This is a genomic window from Pseudomonas cavernicola, from assembly GCF_003596405.1.
Classification (GTDB): Bacteria; Pseudomonadota; Gammaproteobacteria; order Pseudomonadales; family Pseudomonadaceae; genus Aquipseudomonas; species Aquipseudomonas cavernicola.
Genome location: NZ_QYUR01000008.1, coordinates 301,659 through 315,620 on the forward strand (window position 1 = coordinate 301,659; position 13,962 = coordinate 315,620).

At 60.1% G+C, this 13,962-nt stretch carries 12 protein-coding genes and 1 pseudogene; 3 read left to right on the forward strand and 10 right to left on the reverse strand.

Going from position 1 to position 13,962, the window contains the following annotated elements; genetic code table 11:
* Positions 1-143: 143 nt before the first annotated feature.
* The 6 genes from puuE to D3879_RS23380 all read right to left on the reverse strand — a co-directional run bounded on the left by puuE (position 144) and on the right by D3879_RS23380 (position 4,721).
* Positions 144-1,037, reverse strand: coding sequence for an allantoinase PuuE (gene puuE / locus D3879_RS23355; RefSeq protein WP_119956603.1), 894 nt, complete (start codon positions 1,035-1,037; stop codon positions 144-146).
* Positions 1,037-1,909, reverse strand: a complete 873-nt coding sequence (locus D3879_RS23360) for a GNAT family N-acetyltransferase (protein ID WP_119956604.1) — start codon at positions 1,907-1,909, stop codon at positions 1,037-1,039. Before D3879_RS23360 ends, puuE begins: the two co-directional genes overlap by 1 nt.
* Positions 1,910-2,109: 200 nt before the next feature.
* Entirely contained in the window at positions 2,110-2,511 is a 402-nt protein-coding gene (locus D3879_RS23365; RefSeq protein WP_119956605.1) for a hypothetical protein, read from the reverse strand.
* A gap of 136 nt (positions 2,512-2,647) precedes the next feature.
* Positions 2,648-3,007, reverse strand: a complete 360-nt coding sequence (locus D3879_RS23370) for a DUF4440 domain-containing protein (protein ID WP_274381410.1) — start codon at positions 3,005-3,007, stop codon at positions 2,648-2,650.
* A 165-nt stretch (positions 3,008-3,172) separates the two neighbouring features.
* Positions 3,173-4,024 (reverse strand): CAP domain-containing protein, encoded by an 852-nt coding sequence (locus D3879_RS23375; protein ID WP_119956606.1) that lies wholly within the window; start codon positions 4,022-4,024, stop codon positions 3,173-3,175.
* A 406-nt stretch (positions 4,025-4,430) separates the two neighbouring features.
* Positions 4,431-4,721 carry a hypothetical protein gene (locus tag D3879_RS23380; RefSeq protein WP_119956607.1) on the reverse strand — a complete coding sequence of 97 codons (291 nt, stop codon included), beginning with the start codon at positions 4,719-4,721 and terminating at the stop codon, positions 4,431-4,433.
* A gap of 79 nt (positions 4,722-4,800) precedes the next feature.
* Here D3879_RS23380 and gfa point away from each other — a divergent pair, with 79 nt between their 5' ends.
* The 3 genes and pseudogenes from gfa to D3879_RS27560 all read left to right on the forward strand — a co-directional run.
* Positions 4,801-5,379 (forward strand): S-(hydroxymethyl)glutathione synthase, encoded by a 579-nt coding sequence (gene gfa / locus D3879_RS23385; RefSeq protein ID WP_119956608.1) that lies wholly within the window; start codon positions 4,801-4,803, stop codon positions 5,377-5,379.
* A gap of 5,022 nt (positions 5,380-10,401) precedes the next feature.
* A complete protein-coding gene (locus D3879_RS27290; protein ID WP_238474312.1) occupies positions 10,402-10,806 on the forward strand; it encodes an MFS transporter in 405 nt (134 codons plus the stop codon).
* 376 nt (positions 10,807-11,182) lie between these two features.
* Positions 11,183-11,353, forward strand: a pseudogene (locus D3879_RS27560) (FAD-dependent oxidoreductase); the annotation flags it as partial.
* Here the strand turns inward: D3879_RS27560 and D3879_RS23405 are convergent.
* From D3879_RS23405 to D3879_RS23420, 4 genes are read right to left on the reverse strand one after another with little or no spacing between them, the layout of a single operon-like run.
* Positions 11,334-11,801 carry a DUF411 domain-containing protein gene (locus D3879_RS23405; RefSeq protein WP_119956610.1) on the reverse strand — a complete coding sequence of 156 codons (468 nt, stop codon included), beginning with the start codon at positions 11,799-11,801 and terminating at the stop codon, positions 11,334-11,336. The pseudogene D3879_RS27560 and the gene D3879_RS23405 overlap by 20 nt on opposite strands.
* Entirely contained in the window at positions 11,791-12,537 is a 747-nt protein-coding gene (locus D3879_RS23410; protein WP_119956611.1) for a c-type cytochrome, read from the reverse strand. Before D3879_RS23410 ends, D3879_RS23405 begins: the two co-directional genes overlap by 11 nt.
* Positions 12,538-12,546: 9 nt before the next feature.
* Positions 12,547-13,698 (reverse strand): copper resistance protein B, encoded by a 1,152-nt coding sequence (locus D3879_RS23415; RefSeq protein WP_420800949.1) that lies wholly within the window; start codon positions 13,696-13,698, stop codon positions 12,547-12,549.
* Positions 13,649-13,957: a hypothetical protein gene (locus D3879_RS23420; RefSeq protein ID WP_119956613.1), complete on the reverse strand. Its 309-nt coding sequence runs from the start codon at positions 13,955-13,957 to the stop codon at positions 13,649-13,651. The genes D3879_RS23415 and D3879_RS23420 overlap by 50 nt, the downstream gene beginning before the upstream one ends.
* Positions 13,958-13,962 lie beyond the last annotated feature (5 nt).

Genomic DNA, 13,962 nt, shown 5'->3' on the forward strand with positions numbered 1-13,962 from the left:
ACCCAGAGCCGACAGCACGAGAGCGTTGGTCTCGCGTCAGGCAAGGATGCAATCGGCAGCGAAGGCAGTCAGGGAGCTCACCCGTGCTCGCTGACTAAGATCGCAAGGGAAAAGGGCAACGCGATGTGGTCATCGAGGCGCCCCTAGGCGGGGAATTCGGCTATCCAGTGCCTGGCAATCTCTTCCCGCCGGCAGATCCACGCCGAGCCGTGGCCTTGCACGTAATCGAGAAAGCGCGCCAGCGCCATCGCGCGGGCGGGATGACCGCTGATCCGGCCATGCAAGCCGACGCTCATCATCTTCGGACGTTGCGCGCCCTCCTGCCACAGCAGGTCGAAAGCATCCTTGAGCAGCCGGAAGAAGTCCTCCCCGGAAGAGAAACCGTTCGGCAGCAGATAGCGGGCGTCGTTGTTGACCAGCGTGTACGGGATCACCAGGTGTGCGGGCGAACCTGGGAGCCAATAGGGCAGGTCATCGTTGTAGGCGTCTGAGCTGTAGAGGAGCCCGCCGTCCTCCCGCAACAGGCGGCGGGTGTTCTGACTGACCCGCCCCGTGTACCAACCTATGGGGCGCTTGCCGCAGATCCGCTCGATCACGTTGAGGGTAAGGCGGATATGGCGCCGCTCTTCATCTTCAGGGATGTCGCGATAGTCCAGCCAACGGTAACCATGCCCGGCAACCTCGTGTCCGGCAGCGCCGAGCGCATGGCCGATCTGCGGGTTGAGTTCCAGTGCCCGGCCGACGGCGAAGGCGGTCAGGGGCAGGGCACGGGCGCTGAACAGCTCCAGGATGCGCCACACGCCTGCGCGCGATCCGTATTCATACATGCCCTCGACGCTCAAATCCCGTTCTCCCGTGCGAGGCGGGCGGCCCGGCAGCTCGTGGAGATAGGCCTCTGACTGGGCATCGCCATTGAGGATGCACGACTCCGCGCCCTCCTCGATGTTGAGCACGAACTGAACCGCGACGCGAGCCTCACCCGGCCATCGCGGATGGGGTGGGCAACCGCCGTAACCGACAAGATCGCGCGGGGACATCAGCCCAGCTCGAAGGTCGTGACGCCGAAGACACGTTCGTGCGCGAGAGCCGGAGGAGGGCCGAGATACATGCGCGCGCAGCCGAAGACCTCGATCATCCCATGCTGGTGCACGAGTTCCATCGCGGCGGAGTTGTTCTCCGGGGCGTCGAGGAACAGCGGGCCACCCGCGGCGAAGCCTGCCAGGTGCGAGTAGAGGGCATTGGCCGCCAGGGCGTCATCGGTGAACAAGGGGCCGATCTTGCAGCCTTCCCTGCAGCGTCGCACCACGCCAAATCCGCTCAGCCTTCCTTCGCGCCGGCAACCCAGGGCGAGCGCATCGGGTTGGGCTATCCACCCTCTCAGGAAGGTCGGGCGCGAGGCTGGGAAGCAGGTGCGGTCGTAATCGAGAACCTGATCGAACGGAAAGGTAGCCAGCGGGACGATGTCTTGGCCGTCAACCAGTGAGGTTGCCGGACGTTCGGGGATCTCGGCACGAAAACGCATGTTGCGATGGGAGAAGACAAAGCCACCCTTGGCGTAGTAGTCCTGCATCGCGAAGACGCCGTCCATGCCGATGCTCGCACCTGGGCGCAGACGGGCGAGGAGTCGCTCGCGGCGGGCGTGCCAGAGGGCATTGCCGAGACCCCGTCCGCGATATTCGGGCCGAACGATGAAGAAACCCATGAAGCCGAATTCGCCGTTGTAGGACGTAATGGCACCGCCGCCGATCAACTTGCCATCAAGGTCCGCCGCGATGAAGGCCTCAGGGTCCGTAGCCCAGAACAGCTCGGCATCGTGAAGCCCGGGATTCCAACCCTCGCGTGCAGCCCAGCCGACGAGCTCGTCCAGCTCGGAGCGGGTCATGTTGCGTATCACAAGCTGATTCGACACCGCGATGTTCTCCTCAGTCGCTAGTCGAGCGCGCGGTCCATCCCCGGGGCCGGGGGCATCAGGGTGCGTGCAATCCGAAAAGCTAATGCCGGACGACCGGCGTAAGTGGGCCGCTATAGCGTGGGCCCTGTCCAGTCCGAACCTTTTCGGTATAGCGTCAACTCAAGTTTCGATCCAGTCCATCGTAGGCAGGGTGCACTTCAGGCATCGCGCAAGAGGTCGTGGGCATTGAGCAGCCCGTAGGCAACCTCCGGTCGCTTCTCCAGCCCTCGGCGAATCGCTGCCGGGATCGACTGGCGGGTTTTGCGACAGAGTCCGGGCAGTTCGTCGATGTGAATACCGATGCCGCGCATGCTGCGCACTTCGTTGAGGCCCGGGGCGATTTCCAGGCGGATGCCTAGCTGCTCGTACATCCGACGCTGCATATGCTCGAGGTCGGCCAGGTTCTCGATATTTTCCAGCCGGTCGAGCAGGCGCCTTTCCTCCTGGCGGGTCAGACGCACGATGCGCAGATCGGCGCCGGGAGTGTCCAGCAGTCGCTCAAGCCCGCAGATGCAGGCTCCGGGCGGGCAGGGTTGGCGGATCGGGAATGGGGGCGTCATGGACTCCGATCATAGCGAATCGAGATCGCCGTTGCCCATGGGGTTCGTAGAGGCATGCAGACTCGGCCTGTCCGGCTGAGCAAGAATCAGGCGCTGTTTGAGTGATCGCCGCCGCTGTCCGATAGTGATCGCCGCCTCAATTCTTCTCTGGCATTGCAGAGGAGTGGTGACTAGTAATCAACCACTGCTTTCCGTCCCACTTGTAGGTGTATGTATAGCGAGCTTTGACTTGAGCACTCGTAATGCCGAAGGTGAACGTATAGAGTCCAGCGTCAACCGCAGAGTTACAACCAATCTCTATTGTTCTTGAGTCGATCCTGCCTACGGGCTTGTTTTCCAGGAAGTGATGGAAGTAGTCCTCCTTTTCGGCCGCATTTAGTCGCGGTTTGTTCGACACGGTAGGAAGAAGGACCGAACGCTCGGCATAGTTGGCGACAACTTTGTGTGAGTCACCGGTTTGCAGCGAGCGATTCCATCGGTCAAACAAGGCCGAGATTTCTTGCTCATTGGTTGCTTTGCAAACTTCCCTATTTTCGTCCTACAGCAAGCTCCAGGAGCAACATCAGCATGTGGATGATCAGCAGGCCGAGCGGTGACTTCTGCGGGCCAAACTCAAACGTGTCCCCTTCAACGGCGAAAGTATAGAAATGCGCTCAGGCACTCACTGCGCACCGAACATAGCCGTCCAGTAAATCCCCGCATCACTCTTTGGATCAACCGCATAGGCCGCACCCAGCTCGCGAAACTGTGGGTTCATCAGGTTGGCGCAGTGACCGGGGCTCGCCAGCCAGCCATCTACCACCTTGCGCACGGTGTCGTGCCCGGCGGCGATGTTCTCGCCGATCTGCCGGCCGACGTAGCCTGCCAGTTCAGCCCGATCGCCCGGCGTGCGGCCATCGCGGTCCTTGTGATCGAAGAAGTTGTTATTGGCCATGGCCCGGGTATGGGTCTCGGCCGCCGTCGCCAGCGTGGCGTTCCAAGCCAGCGGCGTCGTGGCGGCAAAGGATTGGGCGCCGCACCGGCGCGGTTGCGTGCGGGCGGTGTTGATCATTTCGAGTAGCTTCTGAGCCTCCGCCTGCCAATCGCCCAAACGCCCAGCCAACAGCGGACGCGCCAGCACGATGCGCCACTCACGCCCCTCTCGGCTCACGCCGATATCGACGAATTGCGGGTCCAGCACAACCTGGCAGAAGCTCTCCTGCAGCGCCGTCATGGCCGACTGCGCATCACGCGGCCCGGACAAGCTGATCGCCTGCACGTTGACCATCGGATAAGTCGCACGCGCCAGCGCCTGCTGCAGGTCCCCGATACTGTTGGCGGACAGAGCCAGACGCGGATCGGTCGCTAGCGGTGGCAGCTCCTGAGACGCCTGGCCCGCGCATCGCTGCACCTGGCTGCGGTAGGCGTTGATCGACTCGACCAGCTGCACCTCCTCGGTCGCCACGGCGGTGGCGGCGAACACCAGTCCCAGCGACAACACGGCAAGACGCATAACGGATGATATGACGCGCATAGAAGTCTCCCTTGAGCTGACTGCGTCTATGATGCGCAATTCCGCCCCACCCAGCGCAATGCCTTTTCACGCCGAACCAAAAATCGTTTGGCAGACACGACATATTTCGCGCTAGGTGACACCCGAGCCAAAGGGCACTCCGCCTCGAGCTTGCGGCGGTTATTGTGAGCAGCAGCAACCGACCCAAAGCCGAAGGTCACAAGTGCCTACGAAACACGGGGCGATTCACTGGACCGAAATCGGGCCCTTCTATCTGGAAGGGCATCAGAGCGCCTCGGTATTGAGCGGTGCGGGGGGAAATAATCCCAGGCGTCTTTACCTCCCGCAGGTTCATGCTCAGCTTTTTCGTGAAAGGCGCCGATTGACGTGGACGCCAGGAATGACTGGCGCCAATGCCATGAGCGCCTCAGAAAGCAATGGAAAGCAGGACTCTCCCTTCCCACACATCCAGGCCATTCTGGCCGAAGCTGAGATACCCGAGACTGGTGTCGATAAACACATCCGGCGCCACCAAGGCCTGTACGCCCGTGCGTAGGCTGCCCGACCAGGGCGAGGTCTTTTCCAGACTCAGGTCGCCAGTGATCATGCGGCCGTCGTTGGGTCGTTCGAACTCGTTGCTTAGACCAACCTCAGCATACGTCCGCGCCGGCAGGTTCTTGATCGGCACAGACAACACGAAGCCATCAACGCGGTTCATGAATTCTTCGCGGCTGGGGGGCTCAAACAAGGGGCCCGGTTTTGCGCTATTCTCGTTTTGATTACTAAGGAGGTGTGCAATGGCTAGCGCATTTTCGATTCATCCGTCGGTCGACAACGGCATCCAAGCGGGCGCAGACGATTTCGCTGGCGGTACTCTTGTCTGTCGCTGCGCTCAGGACCCGGTCCGAGTGAAGATCGATTCGCAATCGGCCTACAACCACGCCTGCGGCTGCACCAAGTGCTGGAAGCCAAAGGGTGCACTTTTCTCCGTGGTTGCTGTGGTGCCGCGCGACAAGCTCACGGTCACCGACCATGCGGAGAAGCTTGCGGTGGTCGATCCCAAGGCCACCATCCAGCGGCACGCCTGCACGAAGTGCGGCGTGCACATGTACGGCCGGATCGAGAACACCGGGCACCCCTTATACGGGTTCGACTTCATCCACACCGAACTGTCCTCGGATTCGGGATGGTCCGCGCCGCAATTCGCCGCGTTCGTCTCCTCGATCATCGAGTCGGGCGCGGATCCGGCCATCATGGGCGCTGTGCGTGCCCGGCTGAAGGCACTCGGCCTGGAGCCTTATGATTGCCTGTCGCCACCGCTGATGGATGCCATTGCGACGCACACCGCCAAGGCCTCTGGCGTGCTGAAGTCCTGAAGTGACGCGGGGTCAGAGGCGCTTGCGAGCGTAAGTCGGGGGTGGCTCTTTTGTCCCTTGGGTGCACGCGCCGAGCGGCTCTTCGGCATCCTCTTGTGCATTCGACGCTCGAAGCTGAGCAAGGCAGGCTTCTGCTTTGCTCAGCGGGCCACCCTGGCTCCAGCCGGTAGACGGCAGGCATCGACTAAACACCTCCGTTTCACCATCCATCCTAATCCGGACTTTTACAGGTACACAACGCCGAACCGGCCATCAACTCCGCGTCCAGTGTTTGCTGTGCGCGTTGAGCAGTTTCAGGCTTCGAGCGGCGTTCACGGGCGAGCCGCGGCTCCTCGCCGGTTTAAATGGCATGGATGCTCCGGGGAATGAGAAGGGCGCCCGAATCGCCCGGGTGGATCAAGCTGCCGGTCAGCTCAGAAACGGAATTCTTCGTCGAAGTTGTTCGGTGGCGCTGCCTGCGGTGGCTGCGCTGGCTTGCTGGCGGGCCGGCTGTTCCTGCGGTACGTGCGACTTGCCCTTCCGGTTTACCGCCAACGGCAATTGGATGGTGCCTTGTTGTCCACCACATCTCGGTGTGTAGCCGCTGAGCCCGTCTGTTTCCCACTCGCGAGTTGCTGCAGCTTGCCTTCGATGTAGACATGGAGCCTTTGTGCAAAGTATTCGCCGCAATCTCGGCGACCTTACGACAGAGCACTTACGCGGCTGCCATTCTGTTTCTCGCTCTCTGCCCACTCATCTTGCGGTTCGCCTGCTCACTAGTGGCCAGGCGCAGGTTGTGACGGCGTTGCCGCGTTAGCGGTCTAGCGCGTCTTCTGGGTCTTGGCCCGACAGGTCCGACCAGAATTACTTTGTACGCCCCTCATGACGTCTTCTCCTTCGGGTGACATTTCAATTTACGCTTATTTCCTTGGCCGCCAACAACCACCTTGCAGCAGCTCTGGGAAGCCGCCGCCACAGCTTTGCCAGCGTGAAGCCGAGTGAGGCGGCCCAGCTCGGCACCTTGGTTGATGTAGCCGGCGCCTCGTGATCTCCAGCAGCCACCAGAGCCGGCCATTCGTGCGATACCTCGCTTTGCTCCCTTCAGTCTTAGACTGCTTGACAAATAAAATTACAATCGACATATAATCAAAAATGATGATCGTAATCTAAAGGTCGGCGCCTTGCCGCCACGATTCGAAGGAGAAGCCACCATGCGATATTAAAGTATTGTCGGCGCACAGTTGCGCGTATCTGAGTGGGCGCTTTGGTACTGGCAACTCGGGACGGGCTGGGCGCATGGGGTGGTTTCCGCCGAGCAGGTCGCCCGTCTTGATGCGGCCAGCTGAGGTTCGAATTGGGCGTGCCCCATGTGCAGATCAAGCAATAACCGTACCTAGCCTGATGGGCGCCCAGCACGAGTTGTTTCGACTTACCCCGCTGCTACCTTGGCTGTGACGCGGGACTCTTAACCAATTGCCACGTGTTTATCCCTATCGGGCTCATTCAGCCCTGGAGAATTGCAATGAGCAACAGAGACGGAAAAGGCACTGCGCTGCAGCACTGCGCTCCTCTGATCGGTGCACTATGCCGACCGTCTGGCCCGCCCGGCTACGACTTATTGCTGGTCGCCCCGTGATCAGCAACGGCTCGAAAGCCCAGCCGCGCGACTGAATGGCGAGACTGGGTGACGGTCGAGGTGTGTAAAGCTGACGGACCAGCAAGCTGATCTGCAAGTTGGTGAGCAACGTCTGCGCATCCGATAAGTCCATCAGCCTGCTGGTCAATAACGCCGGTGGCGATGGACGGCCCGTTGATCGACGCTGACCTCGACCAAGTTCGAGAAGCATGATCCAGCTCAACGTGTGCCCTGACCGACTGGCTTGCGGCTGCTGCGGCCAAAATTTTGCCGCATGGGCGTTGGTGCGATCATCAACCGGCCTCCGTCGTGCATGGCGCCGGAGATGTTCAATGCCATTACAGCGCGACCAAGCTTATGTGCTGGAGCTTGACCAGTCGTTGCACCAAGAGGTCCACCCGCAGGGCGTGAGCGGCAGGCATGTGCCGGCTTACTCGCACCGAAATCTGGGAGCGTACAGGATCGATGCGAGAGAATTCCGTCTCCACTGTGATGGAGGTTGGGAGAGGGTGGATTGCCTTCGCTGGCGGGCTTCACCAAGGTGAGCTGATCACTATTCCTTCTCTACCGATGCAGGCGATTGGACGCCTTCGTTGCTGCCCGCAAAAGCTCGCCCCACCTGTCGCATAAACCGTGCCGCTGGAGCGTGACAAAGACTGGCGTTCGAGTACAGGTTAGAGGCTTGGCTGTCCATGCTTCGCTGCCACCTTCGTATGCATGCCCCCCACGCACTTCCCCCAAGCCTGCTAACCAGCGGCTTTTTTTGAATCGTTTCCCACGCCCTCCGCGTGGGAATGCAGCAGTGACCTCCCAGCGTCGCACTCTATGCCGCGAGTGCAATCTCAAGCTGGTTGTCCGAAACCCCTGGAGCCGTGTATAGGGTGAAATCCAATGATTTGGCTGAGACTATCGTGTGGTTTTTATTTGGCGGTTTCACCCGCCCTACAACTGTGCAGCGCTGTCATCGTGCTACAGCTACGCCCGTGTGTTTGGGCGTTGCTGGTACATAAAGCGCACACGTTGCGGCCGCAGTGCCGTCGGACTCCGTGGAAGTGGACTCTTACACTTGTGTGCGTTGGCCTGCTGAATGAGCAAGCGCTGTGCGGTTTCGAGTAGGCGGTCGGACAAGTCGGGGCTGCGGACGCTGCGCGATAGCATCAGGGCGCCGACCAGGTCGAGAGTATGACATGCTCTGTTCGTCGCCTCCGGCCCGGCAGGGCCACCCTCGATCATCGACAGGCGCTCCTTCACCACCTCATCGGGAATCGGGCTGCCTGGCGCGCCCCAGGCCCAGCTTCTGCGGAGTATGGATGTAATGGGGCAGCCTTGTCCTGGGTTGGCCCGATGTCCAGCAGACAAAATAGCTCTCTATGAATAGCGCGCAGCGGGTTGTCCCCGGAGAAAAGTCCGTGACCTCGCTGAGCTTGGACTGCGCTGCGCCCAGCGGCCTTCTCGACCAGCTCATCCTTGGACTTGAAGTGCGCATAGAAGCCGCCTGGGTCAGCCCCAGAGCCTTCATCAACGTGCAAGCCAAGTAGCGGCCTACGCCGTCCACGGCGAAAAGCGTTCGGGATGCTTCTCGATATGCCTGGTTGGGTTTGCGCCTTGTGATCTTTGAATACCGCACTGCAAGGCCTCCCACTTGGCTGAACATTAAAATTGCTACTCTAATTCTACAGATATTTGGTCAGCGAAAGCATCCATTTCAGGGGTTTTCAGCTGGCTGCTTTCGGAGGGGTAGAGCTGTTGAATGGCATTTGCCGTTTCGCTTTCTTTTGCCAAGCACACGGTGCATAACCGGCCGGCAAGAACAGCAAGCGTGTATCAGCGTCCCGCGACCACGCCACCGATCAGCACCATAGCCAGCGCCGCCAGAACACCGAGAGTCAGGGGATGAAGGCGAGGGCGGGGCCAGGCCGTCCCAGCAACCCACTGGGCGGGCACGTCTGATTCTGAGTCGGTGTGGTGTAGCCCTGAACCTTTCTAAGCATCATATGAATAGCCGCAGCCCATGCCGAGTCGAAGCAAGGTTGCGCATAACCGCCATGCACGATGCCCGAGCGGATGTGCTAATGATGCGCTTCTGGCGTTCCCTGGAAGATGAAGTGACCTGACGACCATTTTCGAGGGTTGCCCCCACCCCCGGGAAAAACCCCGGGAAGCAGCTCGCCGAAGGGGGGAGAGAAGGTCGCCCGCTGCATACCGATCAAAGAAGTCCTGAGGACTCAGTCGCTGAACCTCCCGCATGTCAAGGTGCCACGCTGGGCCCAGTTTGGCGCGGATATCTCTTCTGCAGCCAGCCAGCTTCATTTCTCTCTCCCGATTGGGCATGATGTTGCGACGCCTCCTGGGCGCTGGTTGTTCTACAGCGTGTGATTGGCTGACGCTTGTACAAAGCGTCCAGAACAAAACGGCAGCGTGCCGGCAGGATATAGGCTCGTCATGAACCGCTGATAGAAAACCGCTGTCCAGCTCCCGCCCACTGTTGCTTGGCCAGAAACCTGCTTGACAGAATAGATTACGATCATAATTGATTAATAAATGAAATTCATCATATAAACATGCGACTCAGGAAACGCCACCATGACCGCCTATGACAACCGCACCCAGAAGTGCTCTTGATACTCATCGGGCTCTCTGGCTGGCGAGAATATCGACGCAAACTGCTTATCCCGAGCCTTGGAGATATTGAGCACAGCTTCCTGCTCAACCTGGCGCAATCTCTCGCCTTATCCACATTCGTCCGGCCTTTGGCCTCGGCACTCGTCTTCGGTTCCGCTTTCTGACCGAGTGGGCGGCGCCGTGCTGAATCGGTTGGGCTTCTTCTTTTATGTGTTGGCAACCCTGTGGATGATGCTTGCAACGGGCATGGCCGAGTTCGTGTTGGCGCGGGCGCTGCAGGGGGCTGGGCGCCTGTGCGGCATTGGTGCTGCGCACGCGCGATCGTTCGTGACTATGCGGGAGCAGGCGGGCCGGCGCTTGCCTTGACGGTGAATCGGCATGCTCTGCGCCGCGTGGTAACGCCGGTGGTGGTGGGATCGTCGCGACCTATTGGGGCGATTGGAACGTGTATCCCAATCGCTGCTTCGCTTTTGCTCGGCGTCTTCGCGCTTCATCGCGGCCATTTTTATCTACCGCGAAAGCAATCACAGCCCGACCCCGCCACGCGGGCAAGCTGCCGTTCTCTGGCGAGAAATTATGTCCAAACCTTCTTGGACGGCGACGTGCCTATAAGAACTGTTGCCCCGGACTCTGGCTGCACCTTGGGCAATGGTCAGGTGTCATAGCGGGTTCGTCCGCGGTGTTCGTGGCTTGCTTGGTGGACTGCAGCCCAATACGGCGCTTGACGTTCGCTTGAATAGGGCTGCTTGATTGTCGCGCGATTTTGACCCGGCGGATGATTTCCGTTGCTCGGGCCAGAAAAGATCGTGGCCATCGGCACAAGCCTGGTCGCCGCTGGAGCTGTCGCGACTTTGGCGGTATATGAACTCATGGGGCTTTCCGTCATGGGGCTCTTCGCGCCGCAAGTGCTCGTAACCCTCGGTGGTGGCATGGTCCTGCCTGCTTCGGTGGCCGGCGCAGTGATGCCCAATGCTCATCGTGCCGGGCTCGCTGCGGGTTTCATGGGGTTTGCCCAGATGGCTGGGGCGACTGTTGCCGGGCTCGTACTGAGATCGTTGCAGGACGGCACGGCGGTTCCAATGATCGCTACCCACGTCGTTTTTGCCGTAACGGCATGCGCAGTCTTTCATCTGATGCGATCCAGACGCGCCGAACTTGCCGCAGTGCCACTGCCGGATAAAGCGGAGTAATCAAGGCTGCGACCGCCAATAGGCAGGCATCCTGATGGCTGGGGGAACTCTGAATTAACGTCCTTTCGTCGTTCCCGCGAAAGCGGGACAAAAGCACGAAGTGCGTTGAACGCCAAAAGGGCGGCCTCGGAGAGGTGAACGTAGTGAATAACCCAGTTGTTACGCAGGCTCTGGATCCCAGCCAGCGCGGGGATGACGGCTTTTTCAGACCTTTCCTAGGCGGTTGATACGTGAATGCTGCCTGTGGTGAATCGTGAAGGCGGGAGTGCGGCTTTAATCCTATCGTGTAGGAGGTTTTTTGCCGTCGCGCTGCTATTGGCAGCGCCGCTTTCATCTCTCCCATCTCCCCGGCAATTCTTTGTAAAGGAACACAAGCATGAGTCCCTATGACGTTGTGGTGATTGGCGGTGGTCCCGGTGGTTATAACGCGGCCATTCGCGCAGGCCAGCTCGGGCTCAAGGTGGCTTGTGTGGAGGGGCGCTGTCCTCCCGGTAGCCCGACCTGCGTGGGACTCTTGCTTTCGGAAGTTAGTTTGCCGGGTAGTCAGCGATCACATGATCGGTACCGGCTTTGGTCAAACCGATGACCTGATAGGCGTGCTGTGTCCCGCCGACTTCCATACCAGGAGAACCTGCCGGCATACCTGGCACGGCGATGCCCAGCAGATCGGATCGCTTGCTCAGCTCAATGACCTGCGCCGCTGGGACGTGGCCCTCGACGAACTTCCCATCGATCACTGCGGTGTGACAGGAGGCGAGGCGCGGGACAACGCCGAGGCGCTGCTTGACCTCACTCATGTTGGACTCGACGTAGTCGTTGACCTTGAAGCCATTGGCTTCGAGGTGCTCGATCCATTTCTTGCAGCATCCACAGCTGGCACTGCGGTGCACATCAATTGTCAGTGCCTCTGCTGCCTGAGCTGCAGAAGCAATGAACAAGGTGGCGAATGCTGCGATACGCAGTGCTCGGCCTTTCAGAAGAAGTTTAGCGTTCATGGACGTGCTCTTTCCCATCGGCGTGGGTGTGAGTTTTAGCAGCGGGCGCAGATTTGTCTTGAACGTCACTCGAGTCATGGTGGCTAGCCTCACCATCTGCCCCGGCATGCTCTCCAGCATGATGATCTTCACCACTGTCTTGATGGTGCTCAGCACCGGCTGCCTCGCCGCTACCGTGCTGGCCCTCATGGTTATGCATGTCTGTTTCGCCACCACCGTGCTGGTGGCCACCGCTGGATGCGATCAAGGCTTGGTACTTCTCGGCATCGAGAGTCGGGAGCTGCTGGAGGAAGGCAACCATCCCCCAGATATACTGGTCGCCCATGCTCTTGCCCCAGGCAGGCATACCGGTGGCCTTGATGCCGTGCTTGATGATCCAGAACGCAGTGGCCGGGTTGCCATCGACGCCGACCTCGGTCAGGTTCGGCGGCGCCGGGTACAGGCTCTGGCTCAACTCGGTTTCTGCGGTGCCAGGGGCCAGGTGACAGCCGATGCACATCGAGTTGTAGTTGCCGGCCCCGGCGCGGATCATCGCCTCATCCTCTAGGTTGGGCACCTGGATGTCCCGGGAACGCACCTCGATCGAGCGATCACGGGCCATGGCCAGGAAGGCATGCACGGCGGGCAGATGGGGATCATCGGCGCCTACGTTAACCAGGCCAAAGTAGGCACCGGCGCCTGCTGCGGCGCTTGCGACGATACTCGCTGCCACTAAGGTTTTAATTGTTCTTTTCATCTCAGGCCCTCAAAACCACATCCGAATACCGGCTACAAAGCGAGCCTCGTTATCATCCTCACCTTCATCGCTGGCCAGGTCGGCAGTATTGCCATAGGAGCGATTCCAGGTGACCCCGATATAGGGGGCGAACTCTCGGCGTATCTCATAGCGCAACCTGAGGCCAACCTCGGTATTGGCCAGGCCAGAACCGATGCCGCGTTCCGGGTCGTTCTTGCCGTAGAAATTCACCTCGGCCGTCGGCTGCAGGATCAGGCGGTTGGTGAGCAGGATGTCGTAGTCGCCTTCCAGGCGAGCGGCGGTCTGACCGTTCTCGCCGATGAACGCGGTGGCTTCGGCCTCGAAGGCATAGAGCGCCATGCCCTGAATGCCGAAGGCGCCCCAGGTTTGCGCTGAGCCTGGTTTGAAATCCTGCCGGACACCGGTGACGACATCCCACCAAGGGCCAATGGAGTGCCCCCAGAGTGCTTGGATCTCAGCTTCCTCGGTCACGCCGTTGGTTCGCTCACCTTCGGAGCGCAACCAGAGGCGATCGACGTCGCCGCCGATCCAGCCGATGGCATCCCAATTCAGTGTGCTGCCCTCATCGGCGTCCTGGTATTCCAGTTGGTCGAGCAAGAAGAAGGAGTTGAGCTGCTTGTCATGCACCGCGTGGCCAGGCAGCGGAGGGAACGCTGCTTCGCGATCGGCATCGGTCAGGACCGGAATCGGGGTCCGACTCGTTGTCCTGGGTCCTTCGTCAGCGCTGCCATGGTTCATCTGGCTGTGGTCCATGGAACCGTGATCCATCGCGTCCGATTGGCCTTGGCCCATCTGCTCATGGTTCATCTTGCTGTGATCCATAGCGCTATGGTCCATCGAACCCATTTTACTGTGGTCCATGGACTCCATTGAGCCATGTCCCATTGCCGAGTGATCCATCTGGGCGCTGTTGGAATCGGTCTGCTTAGGCGGCGTGGATTCAGCTTTAGATGCAGGCTTAACTTCCACCGCGGCAGGCGCCGGCGAAGATGAGTGCACCGAATGGTCCATTGGCTCGGCAGCGTTCGCCAGCCCGGCCGTAACCGTGCTGAACGAAACGGCCAGAGCCATCAGGGTCGGGCGTGAAAACCTACTGGTCATGATTTGGTTCCGCAGCGGCCTCGTTGGCCTTGAGCTCATGGTTCATCGAGCCATGAGCCATCTTGCTGTGATCCATCGAACCATGGTTCATCGAGCCGTGATCCATTTTTTGCGAGGCAGCGGCCTGGTCCTTCTGCTGGGGGGCGGGCTTGCCGGTGGAGCTCGCAGCAGGAGCGGAGGAGTGCGCGTGCTCACCATGGTCACCAGAAGCAACCGCGATGGGCATTTGCATGACACCCAGCAGGCTAACCGCGAAGGCACTGGCGATCAGGGTTTTACGATTCAGGAATTTGCTCATTATTG